The sequence below is a fragment of the Ideonella lacteola genome, assembly GCF_038066555.1.
GTDB classification, from domain to species: domain Bacteria; phylum Pseudomonadota; class Gammaproteobacteria; order Burkholderiales; family Burkholderiaceae_C; genus Ideonella; species Ideonella lacteola.
Genome location: NZ_JBBUTG010000011.1, coordinates 191,702 through 214,019, shown reverse-complemented (window position 1 = coordinate 214,019; position 22,318 = coordinate 191,702). Strand labels below are relative to the sequence as shown.

At 67.8% G+C, this 22,318-nt stretch carries 11 protein-coding genes; 2 read left to right on the top strand and 9 right to left on the bottom strand.

All coding sequences use genetic code 11. The annotated features are described in order from the left end of the window. The first annotated feature begins 116 nt into the window (after positions 1–116). Complete coding sequence (locus AACH06_RS17925; protein WP_341427117.1) at positions 117–914, top strand: helix-turn-helix transcriptional regulator; 798 nt, start codon at positions 117–119, stop codon at positions 912–914. A gap of 46 nt (positions 915–960) precedes the next feature. Then, the gene (gene glf, locus AACH06_RS17920; protein WP_341427116.1) at positions 961–2,142 is read left to right on the top strand and encodes a UDP-galactopyranose mutase; all 1,182 of its coding nucleotides are present in this window, start codon (positions 961–963) and stop codon (positions 2,140–2,142) included. Positions 2,143–2,213: 71 nt separating this feature from the next. Here the strand turns inward: glf and AACH06_RS17915 are convergent, their stop codons facing one another. From AACH06_RS17915 to AACH06_RS17875, 9 genes are all read right to left on the bottom strand, one after another. Beyond that, positions 2,214–2,894, bottom strand: coding sequence for a hypothetical protein (locus AACH06_RS17915; RefSeq protein WP_341427115.1), 681 nt, complete (start codon positions 2,892–2,894; stop codon positions 2,214–2,216). Between the two features lie 11 nt (positions 2,895–2,905). Further along, positions 2,906–4,651: a putative porin gene (locus AACH06_RS17910; RefSeq protein ID WP_341427114.1), complete on the bottom strand. Its 1,746-nt coding sequence runs from the start codon at positions 4,649–4,651 to the stop codon at positions 2,906–2,908. Positions 4,652–4,693: 42 nt separating this feature from the next. Next, positions 4,694–5,413, bottom strand: coding sequence for a hypothetical protein (locus tag AACH06_RS17905; RefSeq protein ID WP_341427113.1), 720 nt, complete (start codon positions 5,411–5,413; stop codon positions 4,694–4,696). Between the two features lie 16 nt (positions 5,414–5,429). Then, entirely contained in the window at positions 5,430–5,837 is a 408-nt protein-coding gene (locus AACH06_RS17900) for an ExbD/TolR family protein (protein WP_341427112.1), read from the bottom strand. Between the two features lie 25 nt (positions 5,838–5,862). Beyond that, positions 5,863–6,273, bottom strand: a complete 411-nt coding sequence (locus AACH06_RS17895) for an ExbD/TolR family protein (protein ID WP_341427111.1) — start codon at positions 6,271–6,273, stop codon at positions 5,863–5,865. A 126-nt stretch (positions 6,274–6,399) separates the two neighbouring features. Further along, entirely contained in the window at positions 6,400–8,082 is a 1,683-nt protein-coding gene (locus AACH06_RS17890) for a DUF2341 domain-containing protein (RefSeq protein WP_341427110.1), read from the bottom strand. A 57-nt stretch (positions 8,083–8,139) separates the two neighbouring features. Continuing rightward, the gene (locus AACH06_RS17885) at positions 8,140–18,762 is read right to left on the bottom strand and encodes a filamentous haemagglutinin family protein (protein ID WP_341427109.1); all 10,623 of its coding nucleotides are present in this window, start codon (positions 18,760–18,762) and stop codon (positions 8,140–8,142) included. A gap of 52 nt (positions 18,763–18,814) precedes the next feature. Further along, entirely contained in the window at positions 18,815–20,392 is a 1,578-nt protein-coding gene (locus AACH06_RS17880; protein WP_341427108.1) for a ShlB/FhaC/HecB family hemolysin secretion/activation protein, read from the bottom strand. Between the two features lie 269 nt (positions 20,393–20,661). Next, complete coding sequence (locus AACH06_RS17875; protein WP_341427107.1) at positions 20,662–22,215, bottom strand: hypothetical protein; 1,554 nt, start codon at positions 22,213–22,215, stop codon at positions 20,662–20,664. Positions 22,216–22,318: the final 103 nt, after the last annotated feature.

Below are 22,318 nucleotides of genomic sequence, written 5' to 3'. Positions count from 1 at the left end.
ATGCCTGCCTTGATCGCTGAAATGCACCCTGCCGTCGACGCCTCGTTTCGCCGCGAGCCCTCGGCCACGGCATGGGCCAGGACCCTGGGGACGTCGCACGCGCTGCGGTTGAGCTGATGCTGTCCACCCTGTCCACCTCGCCCGACGCACCCGATGTGGGTGATGCGTTCCTCCGTGCCGCCGAAGCGGCCCACCAGGTGGGTTCGCCACAGCAGTTCTTCGTCTGGCTGCGCTTGCATGTCTACCGCTTCCTGCCCCATGACCTGGCCTTGCTGCGCACCGACACCGGCCGTCAAGGCGGCCGCCAGACCCATGTGCTGAACTGCGTGCCGCTGCCCAAGACACTGGAGGGCGAGCTGTCGGACACCGGGCTGCGCCTGTGGTCGGCGTGGTCGGATGCCTGGGTGTCCGGTGGCGAGCGCGCGCTCGCCATCGATCTGCGCGCGCCGGCGTGGTCGACCCATCCAACGGCGGTGGGCCTGGTGGACAGTGGCTTTGCGCATGTGCTGGTCCACGCGCTGCGTGGCCTGGGCGGGCAGGGCGAGGAGGTGCAGGTCGCCTTCTTGCGCCAAGGTGATGCTGAATCGCCGAGCGAGGCTGCCCGCTGTGCACTGGACTTGTGGATGCCCTACCTGCGCTTCGCCTTGTCGAGGGTGTACGCGGCCAACGGCGCGATGGCCGAGACGAGGCCCCGCGGGCGTGCAGATGGCAGCGGCGGGCGCCCGTTGACCGATCGCGAGATCCAGGTGCTGGCCGCGGTGCGCGAGGCGAAGGCGAATGCTCAGATCGCGGTGATGCTGGGCATCAGCCCGCTGACCGTGAAGAACCACCTGCGCAGCATCCAGAAGAAGCTCGGCGCCCGCAACCGTGCGCACGCGGTGGCCGAGGCGATGTCGATGCGATTGATCTCGTGATGCTTGGCGCCGTGACACCTCTCTTCTTCTTGTCGACAAGGCCTTCATGAGCGCCCGCATCCTCATCGTCGGCGCCGGGCTGTATGGCGCGGTGTGTGCCCGCGAACTGCACGACGCGGGTCACCAGGTGCTGGTGATCGAGCAGCGCGATGCGCCGGGTGGCAACTGCGTCACGCGCTACGTGGAAGAGGCCGATTGCCACGAGCACATGCACGGGGCCCACATCTTCCACACCGACAGCGACCGCATCTGGGAGTACGTGAACCGTTTTGCGCGGTTCAACAGCTTCGTCAACCGCGTCAAGGTGCAGCATGCCGGGCAGCTGTACAGCTTCCCGATCAACCTGTTCACGCTGTACCAGGTGTTTGGCGTGCGAACGCCCGCCGAGGCCCGCGCTGCCGTGGCCCGCGAGCGCGTCGAAATCGCCCAGCCAGCAAATCTGGAACAACACTGCCTGGCCACCGTGGGCCCGACGCTGTACCGCCTGTTCATCGAGGGCTACACCCGCAAGCAGTGGCGGCGCTCGCCGGCCGAGTTGCCGGCCGAGATCATCAAGCGCATCCCGGTGCGCTTCGATTTCGACGACAACTACTTCAACGATCGCCACCAGGGCATTCCCATCGGCGGCTACTCGGCACTCTTTGATCGCCTGCTGGCGGGCGTGCCGGTGCAGTGCGGCATCGACTTTCTTCCCGATGCGCGCCACTGGATTTCGCGCTTCGATCACGTGATCTACACCGGGCCGATCGACGCCTTCTTCGGCCACGCACATGGCGCGCTCGAGTACCGCTCACTGCGTTTCGAGCGCGAGCTGCTGCCCACCTGCGACTTCCAGGGCAATGCGGTGGTGAATTTCACCGAGGCCGAGGTGCCGTGGACGCGCATCCTGGAGCACCGTCACTTCGACCGCAGCAGCCCCGGCCGTCGACCTGGCGTGCAGCACACGCTCATCACCCGCGAGTATCCGGCCGACCATGGGCCTGGCCTTGAGCCTTATTACCCCGTCGGCACCGAAGCCAACCGTCGGCGCTACGAGCGCTACCGCAGCTTGGCCGATGAGGCGTTCGGCGGCCAGGTGCACTTCGGTGGGCGGCTCGCCGAGTACCGCTACTTCGACATGCACCAGGTGATCGGTGCGGCGCTGGCCCATGTGGGCCGCTTCACCCGCGGCGAATGGCGCACGCCGGCGATGCCGCCGGCCCGGCGGATCGCTCACCAGGGCGCCTGAGGGGCAGGGCTCGGGGCGCCTGGGCGCCTTGGAGAGAGGGCTCGGGGCGCCTGGGCGCCCCGGGGGAGGGCTCAGGGCGCCACGATGCGGTGCTGCGCCATGTCGCGCCGCAGCACTTCCGCCTCGTTGTCCAACCGCACGGCGGCCAGGCCCAGGAAGGGCTCGTCGTGCGCGCGCATCGCTTCGGGCGTGGCCTGGGTGTAGGCCTCCACCGCCTTGAGCCCCAGGGCCTGCAGCTGGCGATTGGCCTCTTCGGCCGCTGCCAGGGCCTTCACGCTGCGTTCGAGCAGGGCCGCCACCGTCTGGGTCACGCGCCGCTGCTCTTCCAGCGCCTGGCTGGTCGACTGCCATTGACCCTGACTGGCCTGCAGCTCGCGCGCCAGGGTTTCGCGCTGCGTGCGCTCGGACTGCAGGTCGGCCTGCAGGCGCTCACCGTCGGCCTTCGCACGGTCGAGGCTCGTTCGCAGGCTGCTGATCTGACCGCGGCCTTGGGCCTGGGCGGCGGCCAGTGCCTGCTGCTGCGCGCCTTGCTGCGACGCGAGCTTGTCGCGCTCGGCCTTCACGGCATTGAGCTCCTGCTGGGCCTGCTGCAACTGCTGCTGGGCACGGCGGGCGGCCTCGCGCAGCTGGGCGCTGCGCTTGTCGTCTTCGGCGAAGCAGGCGCCGCTGTGCACGGCGAGTGCTGTCAGCACGAGCAGCGCCCATGGCGAGCGGCAGGCTCGAGTGGAGGCGGACGATCGGGTGGCGGTCATCTTCATCCCCATCAGAAGCGCAGGTTGGCTTCGACCTGCACGGTGTCGATGCGAAGCGGCGCACTGCTCATGTTGCCCACCTGCTGGCCGTTGCTGTTGGTGTAGCGCAGGCCATCGTCCAGCTCGCGGGTGCTGAAGTAGCGAAGGCCGATGCTGGCGTTGTCGACAAAGGCGTACTCGCCGCCGACGCCGAAGCCCTTGTAGTTGGTGCCGCCACCGTGCCATCCGCTGTCGGTGAAGGCGTCGACCCAGGCGTCACGCTCGAAATGGCGATACGCCAGGAAGCTGCGCCAGTCGCCCCGATCTTTCACACGCGGCATGCCGAAGCCCAGCTTCAGCTGGTAGCCCGTCGTCTTCTCTTTCAGGCCGCTCAGGTCCAGGCCGGCGCGGCGGCTGATGTCGGCCAGATCGAAGCCGGTGTTGCGCACGATGTCGACATCGAAGTTGGCCTGGTAGGGCCGGAACAACTTGGCCGTGATGCCCAGCGTCAGGTCCACCGGGCGGAACTTCGATGCCAGGCCCCAGGTGGCCGTGCTGCTGCACCCCGGCGTGCTGGGCGTGATCACGCAGATCGGCGCGTTCAGGTTGATCAGCGTGTTGCCCTTCTGGCGCACCGACGCCGAGTACTGGCTGGCCAGGTAGGGCATGGTGCCCACGTTCTGGTTGACGGGCGGGGGCCCGTCTTCGCGCACGCCGGCGATGTTCTGGAAGTTGTAGTAGGCCAGCGCGGCACGCAGTTGCCAGTCGCCGCTCGATGAGGCCCAGTCCACGCCCAGTTGGGCGCCGTACAGCCACCGGTCGCGTTTGACGATGGCGAACTCTTCCAGCGGGAAAGCCCCGCCGAGTGCGAAGCCGTACAGGCCCGGGCCCAGGTCGAGTTCGCCCTTGGCGGCGATGCCATCGATCGCCAGGTCGTCTGGCCACAAGAGTTCGCTGTGGTCGAAGGGCACGGCCATGCGCCCACCCTTGAGCCAGTCGCCCTGCACGGGCTCCCACTGCAGCCAGGCCCGGTCAAAGCCGACGGCGAGGCGGTTGAAGTTGTTGCCGAGCGTCTGCGATTCAGAGCTCGGGCTGCCCGACGCGCCGCCGGTGGCGATGCGCACGCCGCCCGACACATCGCCTGCCTTCACGGTGACACCCACACGCGCCCGCACCGTCATGCGCGAGCGGTCGTTCTGGGTGTTGGTCAGGTCAGGGGCCCAGGCGGGTGATTCCTGCGTGTAGTTCTGCAGTGTGAACAGATCGGCCGCCGCGTTGTTCTTGTCGAACAGCTCGCCCTGCGCGCGCACCCGCACATCACCTTCGACGCTGACGGATTTCAACCAACCCGGCAGCTTGCGCCCATCGGTCCAGCCCTCGTCGCGCGCGGTGGCCAGGATGTCGTTGCGGATATCTTCCTTGATCTGCGCCTTGGTGGTCTCGGCAAGGTAGGGCACGCGCACGACCGGGCGGGCCGGCTGGCCCCATTGGGCGCCCTCGGCCGCACTGCCGGTGGTGGCCGGGCCGCTGCGGGCCTTGCGCATCAGCTCATCCGCCTTGGCCCGCGTCAACAGGCCCTGTTCGACCAGGGCGTCGATCAGGGCCAGGGTGGTGTTGCGCAACTCGGTGAGCGAGGCGCGCTCGGCGCTCTCGGCCGAGCCCGGCGCGGCGCCGGCCTGGGCGTGCGCGCCGCTGGGCATCAGCGCCGCCAGGGCCGCGCAGGCCAGCGTGGACATGGCCACCACGCGGGCGCCCCGTGGGAGGTGGTCAACAGGCATTCATCGTTCTCCGGTCAGTCTGAAAGGTCAGGGGGCGGGCGGTCAGCCGCCCGGCCGCACCGTCAGCCGAAAGCGCATCGGCTGGGCCAGCGCGATCTGTTGAGGCGGCAGTTGCAGGCGTTCTGCGCTTTGATCGAGGGCGTTCTTCAGGGCGGCCTGCCGCCGGGCCTCGACTTGGGCGTCGTGGTCTTCGATCTCCCAACGGCTGACGTGGCCGTTGTTCTCGACCCAGAGGGCGAAGGTGGCGGTCAGTTCGCCCGCGTCGGCGCTGAGGTGCCGCTCCAGTTCGTCGCGCAGCAACTGCCGCACGGCGTTGGCGTACAGGCGCTCCTGGGCGCGGCGGGCGTTGTCGTTGCCGACGCCGGAGGCGGCGGTGCCACCGATGGTGGGCGCACCGCCGCGATAGTCCTGCGTCACCGAGCCGGCCGCGAAGGCGCTGGGGCCGGTGCCCGTCGCGCCTTCCATCTTCAGCGGCTCGGGCGCCGGGTTCTGGGGCTTGGGCTGCGGGTCGGGCGCTGGCGTTTCCTTGGCGGATTTCGGCGGCGGCTCTTCCTTCTGCTCTTTCGGGGGAGGCGGTGGCGGCGGCGGCAGCTTGTCCGGCAGCACCGCGATGCGGGCCACCTGCTGCTTCGGCTGGGCCGCGCCTTGCATGAAGCGGCGCAGGCCGAGCACGGCGAGTGCCACCGCGAGCAGCACCACGGTGATGGCGAGGGCCGTGCGCCAACGCGGCGGGGGGGCTGATGCGGTATTGGTTCGGCTCATCGCGAGTTCCTTCTCTTCAGGTGCCGATGCGGGAGGTGATCAGCCCCATGTCGACCGACAGGCGGTTGCACAGGTCGATCACCTGCATCACCTGTTCGTAAGCGGCGGCGCCATCGCCCTTGATGGCCACGGTCATCTTCGGATCGCGGGCCTTGGCGTCGACCAGGCGCGCCTCGATCTCGTCGATCGACAGCGCGGCCCCGTTGAGCAGCAACTGCCCGTTGTCGGCCACCTGCACGATCAGCAGGTCGTGCTTTTCGGTGGGCGCCTGGTTCGAAGGCTTGGGCATGCTGATGTTCAGGCCCTGCACCGAGGCGGTGGTCATCAGGATGAAGACCACCAGCAGCACGTAGGCCAGGTCCAGCATCGGCGTGACGTTGATGGTGTCGTAGGGCTTGGATTCGTTGCCGACCTGGATGGACATGGCGGGGCCTTTCGATGGATCCGGTTCAGCGCGTGGCGCGCTGGGTGACGAGGCCGATCTCGGTGATGTCGAGCTTCTTGGCGATCTCCAGCACCTCGGTGACCTTCTGGTAGGCGGTGCGGGCATCGGCCTTCAGCACCACCGGCAGTGCGGGGTTGCCGCTTTTCATCACCGCCAGCCGTTGGGACAACTCGTCCAGCGTCACGGGGTAGGCGTCGAGGTAGATCGCGCCGTCGCGGGTGATGGTGATGGCTCGCGTCTGCGGCTTGGCCAGCGAGCTGGCCGCCTCCGTCTTCGGCGAATCGACCTTCACCCCCTGCACCGAGGCGGTGGTGAGGATGATGAAGGTCACCAGCAGCACGTACGCCAGGTCCAGCATCGGCGTGATGTTGATGTCGTCATAGGGTGCGTTCTCGGTGCGTACATCGGCCGACATCAGTGGCTCCTCGGGGCGCGCGAAGTGCCGCCCGCTTCAAGTGGCGTGCGTGGGCCCGGCTGGGCCGGACCGCTGCGCGAGCCCCCTCGGGGGGCAGCCCCGGGAAGGGGGCGTGGCGGCCTCATGTCAAGCTCCGTGCAGCTCGGCGGCGCGGGTGACGAACTCGTCGACGAAGATCTGCATGTCCGCCGAGATGTTCTTGATGCGTGAGGCGAGCCAGTTGTAGCCAAACAGCGCCGGAATCGCGACGCCGAGGCCCGCCACCGTGGCCAGCAGCGCGGCCGCGATGCCCGGGGCGATGGCGTTCACGTTCACGTCGCCCGCCGCCGCAATGGCCGCGAAGGTGATCATCACGCCCACCACCGTGCCCAGCAGACCGAGGAACGGGCCGCCGGAGATCGCGATCGTCAACAACACCATGCGCGCATTGAGCGTGTGGTTCTCGCGCACCAGCGTGGCATCGAGCGTGGCCTTGATCGCGTCGAGGTTGGCGCCGCTCAGGGTCTCAATGCCCTGGGTGCGGCGCTTCGCCACCTCGCGGGTGCCGATCTGGTACAGACGCCACAGCGACGAGCCCTGGAACTCCTCGTCGTTGCCGAACTCCGGCGTGGTCGAAGCGCGGAACTTCTCGATGAACAGATCGTTCGATCGGTCGATCTTCGCGACCAGCATCGCCTTGCTCACCATCACCCAGGCGGCGATGGCGAACATCACCAGCAGGATCACGATGACCACCCACGCATCCGTGGTGAGGTTCTTCAGCAGGACACCGAAGTAGCTGGTGCTGCCTTCTTCACCGCCGGCCGAGCCCTGGCTTTCCTTCTGCGCGCGGACGAAGCCGCTGTCGGCGCCTTGGGCGGCGTGCGCCAGGCGCACCCAACCTTCGTCGCGCGCTACCGGCAGCAACTGCACTTCATCGATCAGGCCCTGCAGGCCCTGCCCGAGCACGAGGTTGGGCGTGGCATCGGGCAGCAGCACATCGGCCTGGCCGCCGGCCTTGCCGTTGATGTAGAGCGTGGCCTTGCCGCCCGCCACCGTCAGCGCCACATGGGTCCAGGCGGAGGCGGGCATGGCGGCGGCGCTGAGCTTCTTGCCATCGAGCTGCGCTTCCACCTCGTCGACCGCGCGCACCAGCTTCAACGGGCCGAGGGCGAGCAGGGTGGCCGGGCCGGCGCCCGGGTCGGGGCGGACCCACATCGATGCCGTCAAGGCGCCGCCGGCGGCGAGCTTCAGCCGGCCCTGCAAGGGGACCTCGACCGGCTCGCCGGCCAGGCGCAAAGCCCCCGCGAGCAAGCCGTTGGCTTCGCGCGTCACGCTGCCGTTGCTGCCAGGTCCGCCGGCGGCGTCTTTCAGCGGCCCGTCGGTTTCGCTGAAGTGCAGCACGCTGGCAAAGCCCTGCGCGAAGACCGGGGCGCGAGCGTCGGCGGCCGCTTTGGCGTTGCCGGCGTAGACGTGCACCACGTTCTTGTCGCTGCCCTGGGCCACGGCACCCAGGCGAACCCAGACCAGCGCCAGCTCATTGACCGTGTCGAAGCGCTCGATTTCAAAGGGCAGCGGCGTCTTGTCGTCGGGCCCGATCACGCGCAGGTCGGCGCCATCGGGCGCTGCGGCGGCGAAGTCGAAGTTGCCCGAGTGCAGCCGCAGCGGCACCACCACATCGTTCTGCGCCGAAGGCAGCGCGAGGCCCTTGTCGGTGGTGTCCAGCACGATGCGGGCGCGTTCGCTCCAGTCGTCGTTCCACCAGGCGTGGGCCGGGGTTCCCACCAGCGCCGCGCCGGCCACCAGGCTCATCAGCAGTTGTCGGATCATGGTTGTCGTCTCTTCAAAAAGGCCATCAAGGTGCGGGTGTGGTCAAGCTGCCCAGGTCTATCCGCGGCCGTAGCCCAGGAAATCGAGCAGCAGCTGGCGGCGCGCACGCAGCCGCTTGCGGCGCTCGTCCTCGTCGTCGGTGCCGCCGCCTTGGGCCTCGGCCGGCACCGGCGCCACCACCGCGGGCAGCGACACGGGCACCGTGCCGATCGAGCTGCCGGCCACGCTGCCGCCCACCTGGAAGTTGTCGGCGCCGCGCACGACCACCGCGCCCAGGAACACATTGCCCCGGGCCCGAATGCCCGCCTCGCCGGCATCGATCGCTCCTTTGGGGGCGTAAAGGTCGAGGTCACTGTCTTCGTTGAGCACGGCGATACCGCTGCCCGTGAACGAACCAGAGGTGTCGAGGTACAGGCGGCCCGTCAGCGGGTCCAGCCGCAGCACCGGGGCCGGCGCGCCGGTCACCGTCTTGGCGCCCCGGCCGGCATCGATGTCGCCTTCGGACGACCACAGCAGGATGTCGCCCCGCTCCAGCGAGAAGACGCGCGACTGGTTGACGAGGAAGTCGTGCTTCGCGATCGCGGCGATGTCGCCGCCAGCGACTGTGACCACGCCCAGGTTGTTGGGAGACTGGTCGGTGGCACCGACTTCGCCCGCATTCACGGCGCCGCCCGGCGTCACCAGCGTGATCGCGTTCAGATCGATCGAGCGCTGGGTGATGCCGCCTTGTTGGCTTTGGGCCACCAGCTCGGCGCCGGCGTGCTGCACCGTCTTGACCTGGGTGCTGGGCATGCGGATGTCGCCCTCTGGCCGCAGCCCGGGGAAGATGCTGTCGATCGCCAGGTAGCCACGCAGGTAGGCCGCTTCTTTGTCGACCCCCGTGGCGGTGGCGGCTGCGCGGCCGGCCGTGCGCACCTCTTCCACCAGCATCTGATTCAGCCAACCGATCTGGCGCTCCACCGGCAGCGACTCGAAGGCCACGATGGCCTGGTCGAGCGACAGCGTCTGGCCGGTGGTCAGCTTCATCCACCGCTGCAGCGCCTGGGCCTGGCGCGGCGTGTCGGCGGCCGCCACTTGCGCGAGGAAGCTGTGGCGCACGTCCGCCGATGCGGTGGCGAATTGCCCGCTCAGCAGGGCGCCGGGCGCCGCATCCTGGCGCGCCGGCGTCATCTTGGAGAACTTCGCCAGGGCCGCGCTGTCGCTGAGCTGCGCGTTGCCAGGAAGGCTGCGCACATACTGGGCCAGGGCCTGGTCGTAGGCCGCGGCGCCCATCAGGGTCTTGACAGCGGCCAACTGCTCGGTGGTGCCCAGGGCATCAAAGGCCTGGGCGGCCGCGCTGCCCAGCGTCAACGAGCCGGCGTCTTTCGCGCTGAGCAGCGCGTAGACATCGCCAGCGCGTTGCGCCAAGGCCGAGCTTCCAACGACGGCAAAGCCGCGGCCGACGGCCTGGGCGTAGTCGGTGCCGTCGCCCCGCAGGCCGGCCACCAACGTCAGGGCTGAGCTGCCCGATGGCAGCAAGATGTTGGTGGTATTGCCTACGGCCATCACGCCCGATCCCGAGGTGCCCGTCAAGGCGCCGAGATCGATGTCGCGCCCAGCCAGCAGCAGGCCTTCGCCTGGGCCGGCAATCTGAAGCTGACCAAACGCGCCGGGCAACTTCGAGTCGTGAAAGACAATGTCGCGACCTGCATGTAGCAACGTCTGCTCCGAGAGTGACGAGCTTTCGGCGGTGCGAGGCTGGTGTTGCGCCGAGATCGTGCCGCTCAGGTACAGGTCGCCTCCGGCAACCAGGCGCAACGGCCGGGCGGAAAGCACTCCGCCGCTGCCGTCGAAGGCGAGGTCGCCGTCGCCAGCGACGAACTGAACCGGGGTGCGGTTGCTCTGATCGAGTAAGGTCGGACCATCGGTCATCAGACCGGCCTTTTCGAGGTCGGATTCTTCCTGCGTCTGCCACCAGGCGCCGGTGCGTTGACTGGTCTGCGTGGCGTTCACCGTCAGGCTGTCATGCATGCTGAGATGGTGTCCGGCCAATACGGTCAGTTCGCCATCGTTCTGCGGCTGTTGCAGCAGTTGGGCGGCGATGTCGATGCTCCCGGAAGGTGCGGCGAGGTGTGTCCGGTCGGGCAGCAGCATCAGGCCGATGTCATTGCCTGTCGACTGTGCGAGGTTGTTCAGCGACAAGTAGCCGCCAATGGCAGTCACCTGGGCTCGCGCATCTCCATCCAGCCCTTGGATGTTGGAGCCGTTCAGTGCGGACTCGTAGTTGGCGAACCGTGCACTGAGCTTGGCGAGATCGACGTTGCGCCGGGCGTCGATGTGGATGTCATTGTTCTCGTAGTAGACGCGGGTACCGACTTGATTGATCGAGCTGCCAGGTTCGGTGCGATAGGTGATGTCGCGGCCGGCCCTCAATGTCAACTCGGCTCCACCGCTTTCGTACATGCCGTCGACAATGTCGCGTCCTGCCTCGACCCGGACACTTCCGCCGCTGAAATGCCGTTCCTCTGCTGATCCGCTAGCGGTGCCCGTTTCAAGGCGGTAGCCACTGCTGGGCGCCACCGCGACCAAATTGAGAACATCGCCGCCGGCACGAACGTCGATCGCGCCGCCGCCGCCGGCTATCACGCCGCGATTGAGCCGTTCTGGATGGTTGCTCCAGAGTAGGGAGTTGTCGAACGCCCAATGGCGCCCGTCCCAGGATCCGACGCCGTCATAACCATAGCCAGAGATCTCGGGCTGCCCGGCTACGCTGCGGATGTTTCCCCCTGCAACCAGTTGCACAGTGCCACCGTTGCGACCGCCGAAGAGTGCCTCGGGCCTTGGAAGATCGCCCCCGTGCTCGAAGTCTGCGAACACATCCAGCACAGCCTGAGTCTCGGCATCGATTCGTGTGCCGGTCGTTTGCAGGCGGGTGCCCGCGTGGGCGATGTCAATGTCGCCGCTGGCGGCCAGCGTCAAGTCGCCGGTGCTGCTTCCGGTGAAGCTGTAGGTGTAGCTGTCGTAGAGCGGGTAGTAGTGCGCCATCTTGGCAGCCAGCGTCAGCTCGTGAGCCGCTGTACCGGTTGAGTCGACCCGGGCAGCTTTGAGATCCGCACCCGCCACCAGCCGCACCGAGCCGCCGTTGTCACTGGTCGGCACACCGAGCGAGTAACCCCACGGGTCGATGCTGAGACCGCTAGATATTCCGCGCCCCAGATACAGGTTGCCGGAGGCTCTCAGCGTCAGGGAGGTGTCGCCGACGAACTGGTTGCCAGTGTTGATCGATTCTGTCGGCAAGGCCCAGTCGGCGCCCGACGTCACCTTCAGATCACCGTTTGACCGGACTTCGGCTTCGGCGTGAATCTTCAGCACGCCAGCCAGTGATGGGTTGCCTGCGAGCAGTCGTTCGGCGATGCGCTCGGCGTTCTCACCCGAGAAGCCGATGAAGCGTGCGGCGTCGTGCTCGATACGCGCGCGGCCCAGCGTGCTGCCATCGGTGAAGTTGCTGATCGTCGACACGTTGTCGTAGACCTTCACCGCCTGCACGTCAATGCGCGAGGCGCCGACGATCTCCCCGTTCAGGGCGCTGATGGCCACGTTGTTGCCATGCTGCAGTGCGCGCAGCTCGACGCGACCGCCATCGGGCGTGACGGTGTCGGTGGCGGCGCCCGCGTGCACATCGATCAGGCTGCCCTCGATCAGGCGAATCTGTCCCTGCGATGAATTCAGTGCCACGCGGCCGCCGTTGGCGCCAGCGGTGTCGGTGCGGGCCAGCAACTGGGCACCCTGGCCAACGTTCAGGTCGTCGCGCGCACTCAGCGTGATGCGGCCGGCCTCGGCGCCGGTGGCGTCGAGCGTGCCGGCGACGGTCAGCTGCCCGGCGTCTGCCGCGATGTCGATGTTCCGGGCCTTCAGTGCGACGACCGGTGCGACCGTCATGTCGCCTTCGCGTTGCCGAAGCTGGAGGCTGTCGGTGAACTGGCCCTCGATCTTCTGGCTGAGTTGGGTGAGGCGCAGGTCGCGGCCGGCATCGATGGCCAGGCTGGCGCCGATCGCGTCGTCACCCGTGCGGCCAATCAGCGCGCCTTCGAAGCGCACCTCGCCCATGGCCGCCTGCAGGTTCAGCGAGCCGCCGCGGCCGGTCCTTCCGGCGCCGGAGACATCGACCGATGAGCCAGCATCCAGCGCCACGTTGCCCGCGGCGCTGCCGAGGGTGACTTGGCCTCCGGCCTGCTCCACCACCTGGTTGTCCAGCGTGATCGACCGGCCCGCGGTGTTGATGCGGGCACCGGCCGACAGATGCACACCGTGTTCGCCTTGCAAGCTGACCTGACCGGAGGGCATGACGATGCGGCCACGCATGTCCACCGAATCGGCGTTGACGCTGAAGGCGCCACCGTCGAACAGCTCCAGCTGCGGTGTTGCGCCGCTGCCAATGATGCGCACCTCGCCGGTGGTTTGGATGCTGTGCGATGCCGCCGCTTCGGCCGCGGTGATGGCTGGCGCCTGCATCGTGACTTGGTTCGAGGCCACCAACTGGCCGGTGCCGACCAGGCTGATGCCGCGGTCGGCGCTGAGGTTCAACTGTGCCGCGCCTGCCACGGCCACGTGGCCAGCGCCCAGGCGCAGTTCGCCGCTGCCGCCTTCCGCGGTGGTGGCATTCACCGACAACTGACCGGTGCCCCCCGGCAGCACGCCGGGCGCGCGCGCGGTGGTGTTCGTCAGCATGACCGAGCCGGCCGTGACCTGCGCGCCGCCAGACGCCTGGTTCACATCGAGTACCGGGGTGTCGAGCACCAGGCTGTCGAGCGAGGCCGAACCCAGCGAGGCGCCGTCGACAAAGCTCATGCGGTCGTAGGCGCGCAGCGTGAGGTGGTCGGCCGTGCCCAGCGCGGCGAGCTGAGCGGGGGTCAAGCCCAGCTTGTCGTCGACCGGGCCGCGAGCGCCGATGACCATGGCCTGGCCGGAAATCAGCGCGTCGGCGGCCCGCAACGTGGCCCGCCGGTCGATATGGCTGTTGCCGCTGCTGTCGAGCACGAGGCTGCCTTGGGCGGCGTGGAAGGCGGCCCCTTGGCCGACGCTGAGGCTGCTGCTGGTGTCGCTGCTGGTGCCCGTGCGGGTCAGCCCGGCGCCGGCCGACGCGTCGATGCGCATCGCGGCGCCGTTGCCTTCGATCACGTACTGGACGGGCGTCGCGCTGCCCGTGCGTGGAGCCGGGGTGAACACCGCGCCATCGCGCACATCGATGTCCTGCGTGGCCACGGCGACCAGGCCCGACACGGTCAACGCGTCGGCGCCCTGGTCGAACACCACCGAATTGGCACGCACTTGAATGCGCGTGCCGTCGTCGGCGGCGCCCGCGGTGGTGCCACCCAGGATCACCGTGCCGCCACCGTACTGGTTGAGCTGGGCGGCACTCAGGTGCAGCACGCCGTCGCCGGTGGGGGCGGTGGTGCCGGCGTGCACTTCGATCGCCGTGGCGTCGATCTCCAGGCTGCCCGCCGAGCCGGTCTGCCCCTGGGCGTCCTTGCCGGCTGCAAATCGGCCTTGACCTTGCAGATCGGCCTGCTGGGCCCGGATCACCAGGCTGCCGCCGTCGCGCGGCAACTGCGGCGCGGCCACGCCGGCCTTGGTGGCCAGGTCGGCGAAGAACTTCGAGGCGCTGGTGCTGCGGATCTCGCTGTACTTCAGCGCAATGCCCTTGCTCATCACCTGCCAGGTGCTCGGCTGGGCGTCGGTGAACGAGCTGCCCGCATCGGCCAGCCGCGCACCGAGCGTGACCGAGCCATCGGTGCGGCCCACGCTGGCGCCTTCGGCCAGGGTCTGGCTGCCGGCCACCGCACGCACCAGGAAGGCGCCGTCGAGCATGGCGTAGCGTGCCGGCATCAGGGTGTAGCGCCCAGGGGGCAGCACGCTGCCATCACCCAGCTTCACGGGCTGAGAGATGACGATCTGCTTGCCGAGCGCGGCCTCGCCCGCGGCCAAGCTCGGGTCGTGGGGCGCCAGTGCTGCACCGTGGCTGGGAACGATGGCATAGCTGCCGCGGCCGCCCGCCAGAATGTCGGCGGAACCTCCCTTGCCCGGGATGAATTCGGTGCCGATCAGATCGCCGCCGCCGCTCACATCGACCAGCGAACCGGCCGAGGTGATGACCGACGCGCTGTCGAGCAGCACCTGCTTGTCCGGCGGGGTGTTCATCGCGCTGCCGGTGGGGGTGGTCCAGTGTCCGCCGGCCGAATCCACCTGGCCGTAGAGGATCTGCCATCCATCGGCCGACACAGAGGTGACGCTGTGGCTGCCCAGGTGCAATTGCTCGCTGGCGTGCAGCTCGATGTGACCCATCGGCGCCCGCAGCACGCCGTCCTGCTCGATGCGGGCCGCATTGACGATGAGGCTGCCGTGTGCAGAGTAGGGCATCACGGCCTGGGCGTCGCCACCCTGGAACGTGACGGAGTGACCGGCCGCGTCGATGGTGAATCGGGTGTCGGTGGCCGGGTAGACCTGGGCGGCGGAGATGGTCAGATCCGCCTGGGTGGCCAGCCCACCCGCATACTGCCCGCCCACCAGATCGTCGCGGCTTTGCAGCCGCAGATCTCCCTGGGCTTGCAGCCCCAGCGAGCCGATGCCCTGGGTGGTGACGTGGCCGTCCAGGACCATGCCGGCGCGTGCGCTGAGATCGACACTCGCGCTGCCGGTGCTGGCGACCAGCGTCTGCAGATCGCCGTTGCCTTGGAGGATGTCGGCCCGGTTGGTGCCGAGCCACAAGTTGCCGGCGCTCAGGTGCGAGTGCGTGCCTTCATCGGCGGAGAGCCCTCGCGTCACCAGCTGCAGGTTGCGCTGGACGTTGAGCTCCACGCTGTCGGACAGGCGCAGCTCTCCCGCCGTGGCCAGCCGCAGATCGCTGGCGCCGGAAGCGTTGAACCAGTCGGCCGCTACCACGGCCCGGCCCGTCAGCTCTGAGGGGCCGGCCAGATCCTGCGCGGTCATCGAGGCCGTGTCGTGTCCGGCCCGGTTGACGAGTTGCAAGGTGCGCGGGTCGTAGGAGCCGGTGTCGCTGTCGGAGAAGCTGGCGCGGCCCGCCAGTTGCTGCACGCTGAGGCTGCCGCCTGCCACGGTGGCGCTGCCGCCATGCAGGTCGACGGTACCCTCCAGCCACAGATCGCCGTTGCCCGCGATGTTCACCGCGCCACCGGCACTGGCGACCTGCTGGCGGGTGGTTTGCACGCCGGCCGCAGAACGCTCGGTCACATCCAGGGTGCCGGTGCTGCCACGGGCATCGAGCCGGGCGCCTTGCTGCAGCACCAGGCTGCCCAGGATTCCGTTGGCAGTGCCCACATTCAGGTTGATCGTGCCGCCGGCGAGCACGCTGCCGCGCAACAGGCCGTCGGTCGAATCGGGGGTGTACAGCGTCGTGCCGGACACGTCGATCACGCTGCCCGTGCCGAGCCAGAGGTGGTTGGACTCGGCCAGGCCCTTGGACGCCAGGCTCATCGACACCTGGCCCCCATGCGTTTCGATGCGGCCGAAGTGCATCAGGCGGTGCGCGGCACGCAGGTCCACGCTGGCCTGGGGGCCGAGTTGAAGATCGCCGCCTTGGGCGACGGTGAGCACGCCAGTGCGGCCTTCGAGGTCATCGCCGCTGGTGTCGCCCGACGAGGCCAGGCCAAGGTTCACGCCGGCGCGCCGCAGGCCGGGCGCGAGGCCATCGGCCAGTGCCGAGTCGGCGTTGTCTGCCGAGGCCACATAGCGAGACAGCACGGTGGCTTGCCGCACCGCGGTGGTGGGCGCGATGCGCGTGCCCTCGGCCACATCGAGCGACACCCGGCCGTCGAGCGAGAAGCTGCCGAAGCCGCCTTGGTCGAAGAAGCTGCTGCCGAGATTCAACGCATCGGGGCGAGCATCTGCGGCGTCGTTCGAGACGACGATGCGCGCGGTCTTGAGCGTCAGCGTTCCGCCGCCGCTGTTCGTGCCCTGGCTCGATGCCGCCGAGTAGCCGCGCAGCTCACCATTCAGCTTCAGGGTGGGGTGGGTGGCGTCGTTGAGGGCGGTGAAGTCTTGCAGGGTGATCGCGCCGGCTGCCACGCCGGTGACGGCACCGTTGAGTGCGGCATAGGCGCCGCCGGACACGTCGATCACGCTGCCTTCACCCAGCTCGACGCCAAAGCCGCTGGCGCTGAATTGGCCGCCGCGCGTGTAGGCCGTGGTCTGCAGGCCGCCCGCCAGCCACTGGTTGACCCATTCTCCGCGCAGGTCGACGGTCACACCGTCTTCTATGACGATTGAACCGGTTCGTTTCGGGATGGGGGTTCCCTGGTCGTCGAACAGGCTGACCTTGTCGCGGCTGAGCAAATCGACTGATGCGCTCGCGCCCCGCAGGCTCTGACCCAGGTGGACGTCGCCATAGCCGGACCACAACCTCAGGCTGCCCCCATCGGACAAGTGGAACGGCTGGGAGCTGGCGTGTTCAAAGCCCACGCGGCCGTTGGCGACGATGGTGATGTCGGCGAATTCTCCGGAGGCCAGTGTCGACATGGACATGCCGGATGCATCAGACAGGCTCGCGCTGGTGGGCGCCCTCCAGACGTCGCCGGGCAGCGACGGGCCTGAAGCAGACACCGTGAACTGCGACAAAACGGCATCGGGAAACTTGTTCAATCCGCCGGTGTCATTGAAGTTGAGCTGAGAATTGACCGTGGCGCCGATCGTCAGGCTGCCGGCGTGGGCGGCCTTGTCGAGGCCGGCGGCCTGGCGTTCGCCCACTGTGGTGCCGGCCTTCAACTCGCCTTGCAGCATCACCACCGGCGCGGCGATGGAGACGCTGCCCGCGGCGCGGCCTTCGGTGTAGCCGGCTTCGGCACGCCCGACGACGGTGCCATATTCGACGACGCGGCCCCAGCGGTCGTACTGCACGCGGCCGGGCGTCTGCATGTTCAGCGCCGAAAAGTAGACGAGGTCGGACGGCGCGGTGTTGATGTCGAAGAGGCTGCCGTTGTCGGCCACCAGCTGCGTCTGGAAAACGGTGGCGCCGGTGTAGCCGACCCGGCCACCGGTGACGCGGATGCTGGAGCTGCCGTGGGTGAGCACCGCGCCCTCGGCGCGCAGGTTCACCGTGCCGCCGCGCGAGAGGCGCTCGGTGACGCCGCGCTCGATGCCCGAGCGGTAGCTGTCCAGGTTGCCCAGGATGGCCGAGTCGCGTCGCGTGTCCAGCGTGACGATGGAGCGGTAGAGCAGGCCGTCCTTCTGGACCGGTGCGTCCTTCAGATCGTTGCTGCCCAGCAGCTCGGTCGTGACGAACAGGTCGGCCACCGAGCGTTGCGCGGTGGTCGTGCCCGACACGTCGATCACCACATCCTCGCCCAGCACGATGCGTGCGTTGGGGTCTCCTGCGGCCAGTGAGCCGCCCGAAGTGGTGAGGCGGGCGTTGTAGCTGGGCGTGGTCTCTGCCCGCACGTTCACCGTGGCGCTCGGCGCCACGATGCTGGCGCCTTGCTGGAACTCGACCGAGCGGCCGGCGATGTCGATGTGCGAGGTGGCGAAGCCGGCGCTGTCGGTGCTGGTGGCGGTGGAGGCGTCTGGCGCGATGTCGATGCGGCTGCCTGGGCCGAGGGTGACGGCGCCGCTCTCGGTGGCGCGCAGCACCGGCACGTTGGCCTCGTTGACGACGATCGTTGGCGAGGCTTGTGCGCGCAGGATCACCGAGCCGTTCTCGCTCACGCTGGTGGTGGCGCTGATGCGGCCCATCTGGTTCACCGCCATGCCGACGATGGTGGTGTTGCCGCGCGGCGTGCTGATGCTGCCGGTGCTCAGGTTGCTGGCACTGCCGTGGCCGAGGGCGCCTTCGGCCGGGCCGCTGCCCACCTCGACCAGGAAGCCGCGCACGGCGGAGACGGCAGGATTCGTCTCGGAGGCATACAGCCCCGATTCGCTGCTGGGCAGCTTCAGGAACACCTCGCCGCCCGCACCCAACACCACCTGCCCGCCAGGGGCCTGGATGCTGCCGGCGTTGTCCACCCGCTTGGCGAACAGGAACACGCGGCCGCCGCTGTCGGTGGTGATGTGCGCGCCGTCATCGACGCGGACGAAGTTCTTGCTGTCGACGAAGTTCGCCACGTCGCCGTCGTAGCGGAAAGCGGGATGGCGGTTGGTGTCGCTGGGCGTCTGCAGGCTCTCGGCGAAGCCGGACAGGAAGGTGCTGTCGCTGATGTTGAGCGACGAGGCGATCAGCGAGCCGGTGTTGACCTGCGAACCCTTGCCGAACAGGATGCCGTTCTGGTTGACGAGGAAGATCTCGCCCTTGTTCGTTGCCGTGAGCTTGCCGAAGATCTGCGAGGGCGCCGTCGAGCCGGTGACCCGGTTGAGCGCGCTGGCACCTTGCTGCGACATGTTGAACAGCACCTCGCTGTTCGCACCGATGTCGAAGCTCTGCCAGTTGTAGATGGCGCGCTGGCTGGTCTGGTTGATCGTCTGCTTGGTGCCGCCCTGGCCGTTCGAGGTGTTGACCGGCGCACTGCTGCCGGTGCCGTTCACGCGCCAGTTCGCCGCTGGCACCGGCACAGTCGTGGGCGCGGGGGCAGCCGCGTGCAGCGTGGGCTGCCACGCCAGTGCGAGCGCGGTGGCCAGCGGGGTGAGGCGCGCGCTGAAGCGGCGCGGCGCCTGACGAGTTGGGCGGTGCGTGGGGGAGCGGAGAAGGGCGGTCGCCATGGTCGGTCCTGACGTGTCGGGGCAGGTCAATCGCGGAATCGATCGAGTGCCATCAGTAGCGGGCGGTCACGCGCACGTGCACGCGTGGCTCGCCGGCGGCGGTGTTCGGGGTGGTCTTGCCGGGCCAGGCGGCGTCCAGGGCCGCATCGAGCCAGGCGCTGGACAGGCGCAGCCCGAAGCCACCGCCGTACAGCGAGGAATACGAAGCCTGGCCGGCGCCGGCATGCGCCAGGTGACCGCGACCGAGGTCGATGTAGAGCAGCGGCCGCACGTCCGTCCAGCCTGCTGCCGGCTCTTGGGCGCCGACGAGGTTGGGGCCACGCCACTCGAGGCTGCCGAGGATCGCGTGGTCCGCCGACACCTCGCCTTCGAGATAGCCGCGGATCGTTTCGGCACCGCCCAGCGTGTACTGCTCGGCGCTGACGAGCGGGCCTGAAGCGAGTTGCCCCGCCAGTCGCGTGACGAGGCTGGAATCGCCCCACGGCCGGGTCCACCGGCCATCGAGGCGGAAGACACCGAAGCTGCCGCTGGCGCCCTGCGTCTTGCAATCGAACTGGTCTTGCCGGGTGCCCACGCAGTCGAGTTCGCGCTGCAAGATGCGGCGCCAGGCGAAGGTGAGGCTGGTATTGAGCTGAAGGCTCTCGCGGCCCTCGCTCCACAAGCCGGTGTAGGCCGCCTGGAACGGCATGTAGCGGATGGGGGTGTCGATGACCGAGGTGCCGAACGCGAGGCGGTCCTTCAGGTACTTCAAGTCCGCACCGAGCGACACCGTGCCGGCGGCGCCGCCGAGCTGCAGGTTGTGGTGATGGCGCAGACCGAAGGTCTTGCCCTTGCCCAGCGCCTGCGTGCCGCCCAGGGTTTCGACATTGCTGTTCGACAAGGTGAACGACAGGCCCCAGGCGTCGCCGTCGGGCTCGGGCACCGTGTAGTTGGCGACGAGCACGCGCGATTCATCGGGGGCCTCGGGGGCTGTCTGCAGCGTCAAAGCCAGCGAATGGTCACGCTGAAACAGGTTGTCGTAGCGCAGCGTGGCTGAGGCGCGGGTGTCGGTGGTGCCGGCCGAATGGTTGTTGTTCAGCTCCAGCGAGCCGCCGATCGGCAACTGGTCGGTGACCTGCAGTTCCATGTCCACCGTGCCGGGCAGTCGACCGGGCTTCACCACCGGCACCACGCGGCGATCGTCGCTGCGGTTCAAGGCGCCCAACTGCTGCTGGGCCACGGTGAAGTTCGGCACCGATCCCTCCTGCAGCGCCGTGACCGTGCGGCGGATGTAGCCCTGCGAGTGGTAGCGGGAGCCCGCCACATAGAGCGTGCCGACCTTGCCTTCGAGCACCGACAGGCGCACCACGCCTTCATCGACACGCTGTTCGGGGATGTCGACCAGCACCGTCAGGAAGCCTGCCTGCTGGTACGCCGCCTCCAGCGCGGTTCGGGCAGTTTCCACGGCCTTCATCGACTGGCCCGGCCCGAGGTGCGGCTGCACCGCGCGCTCGATGGCCTCGATCGGCAGCACGCTGTTGCCGTCGATCTCGTATTCCCAGATGTCGAATCTGGGCTCTGTCGCCGAAGTACCAGACGGAAGTTCCGTGTTGACGGCCCCAACAGGCAGGGCCGCGAGGAGGCCAGCCATGCTGATTGCCAGCGCAGTCGAAGGCTTGTGGCGCCATCGGCGCTTTGTGCTGGGGCAACTCATTTGGGCGGGGACGGGCAATCGTTCACAGCGATCGCGAAGTCTGCGACGCTGACTTGGCACCGAGCAGGGACCGTTCTGAGGCAATGGGGCTACATCAGACTCATTGCCTGTCGTGAAACTGTCACTTTGGTGCTTTTGCGAGCGGCAAGGCTGATTGAATGGAGCTTGCGCGAGCGGCGCAAACAGCGTTGCGCCGCTTTCGCAAGCTACCTGACCAGATGCAGGGGGGCGCCGCTGCTGCTCCGGAAAACCGTGTGCACGTCGTAAACGTGGCTGCCTGGGTTGTAGGTGGCGTCACCTTCGTCGACGCGCTCGACGCACGACCCGTAGATCGCGTCCTCCAGATCAGTGGTATTGGCACAGGTGTCAGTTCGTTCCTGCCATCTGTGCGGGCTGGCCATCAATCCCGTGGGTGCTTCTGAATTGACGTAATAGACGAGTTTGTTTGAACTTGCGGCATTGGCCCGTACCCCAATCAAGAAGGCCTTCGTCTGTGCGTCTGGCGCGTTGATCGTCTTACGCCATTGCATCGACGAGGTGTAAACGAACGGGTAGGCGCCAGTTCGAGCCCAAGTGCGTTCAGCGAGCACGCCGTCCAGTCGAACAAAACGATGTGCATATCCATGCAAGTTGGGATTGCGAGTGCGGGGCAAGACTGCGATGGCGTATTCCGCGGCGTGTAGTCGTAGGCATGACTCGATGGCGGCGGCCGAGTCGCCTTCATTCACAACCACGCCAGGAACGGGTACTCCATCTGCACCCACTTTTTGCCCCGACGCCAAAGGTGTCAGCAGGCCCTGCGCCGTGTCGTGAAGAACCGATGTCACCTCGTCATCAATAGAGGCCGTCATTCTTAAGAAGTGGGCATTCGAGACGGCCTGGATACCGTTGCCACCAGCGCCTCGGCAAATCACTACACCCTTCGTTTCGTCCCCTTGTCTTCCGGTGACGCTCTTCCAACTGGCGTAGTTCGGCTGCGATCCTCCTCGGACAAAGCCGCTCAATACACCACTCACGAAGGCGGTGCTAAGACTCGGGCTATGTGCTGCGTCGTCGGACCCGGCCGGCAAGCCTTGCGCCATTTGAAGGTTGTTGCGGAGAGTCGTGGTGACGACAACTCCGTAGATCGTCTGACCGACACTTGCGGTGTCCAGTTGATTCAGTTGTGACTTGGTCAGCGGCGTCCATGGATTGCCGGTGTCATCGCTCGTGGTCGGATCGGGATAGTTCAGCGCTTGCTGCGCCACTCCTGCCACTGTGTACGTACGCGGGAACATCGCGGGGGCCACGTCCGACATTCCGGCAGTCGGAATGCGCGACTCGGTGGTGTCACAGGTCGCAGCCGGCGTTTCCTGGTGCTTGTACTCGGAGCAAGCCAGGGCGTTCACCACCATCGTTTTCCCGGGCATGTTCAAGGCGACTTGGTGCACGCCGTAGATCGAGTCGTCCTTGTCGCGCTTGATCACGAGCAGCTTGCTGCCCTTCGGGTAGCCGCTGGCGATGGCCATCGTGCACGAGTAGGCACGGAAGTTCTTGCCGGACACGTCATCCCAGAACTCATCGTAGTCTGCCGCGCCGCCGCAGACGACACTCTTCATGTATGAACCGATTAAAGTGCTGAGCGATGATGACCCGAAAATCACCACCTCCTTCAGCGTCCCTGCCGCTCGAGCCTTGTCAATCTCTGTCAGGGAGAGCGCTTGGCTCGGCAGCGCGCACGTGGAAAGGGTGAGTGCAACCGTCAGATTGATCGCTTTCATCTGTATTTCTCCCTCTATTCATTGATGGGCATTCCAAAAGGCAAGGGCAAGGCGTGGCCTTGCCCTTGGGCGCCGGGGTCGCTGGGCGGCGGCGAGGCCGCCG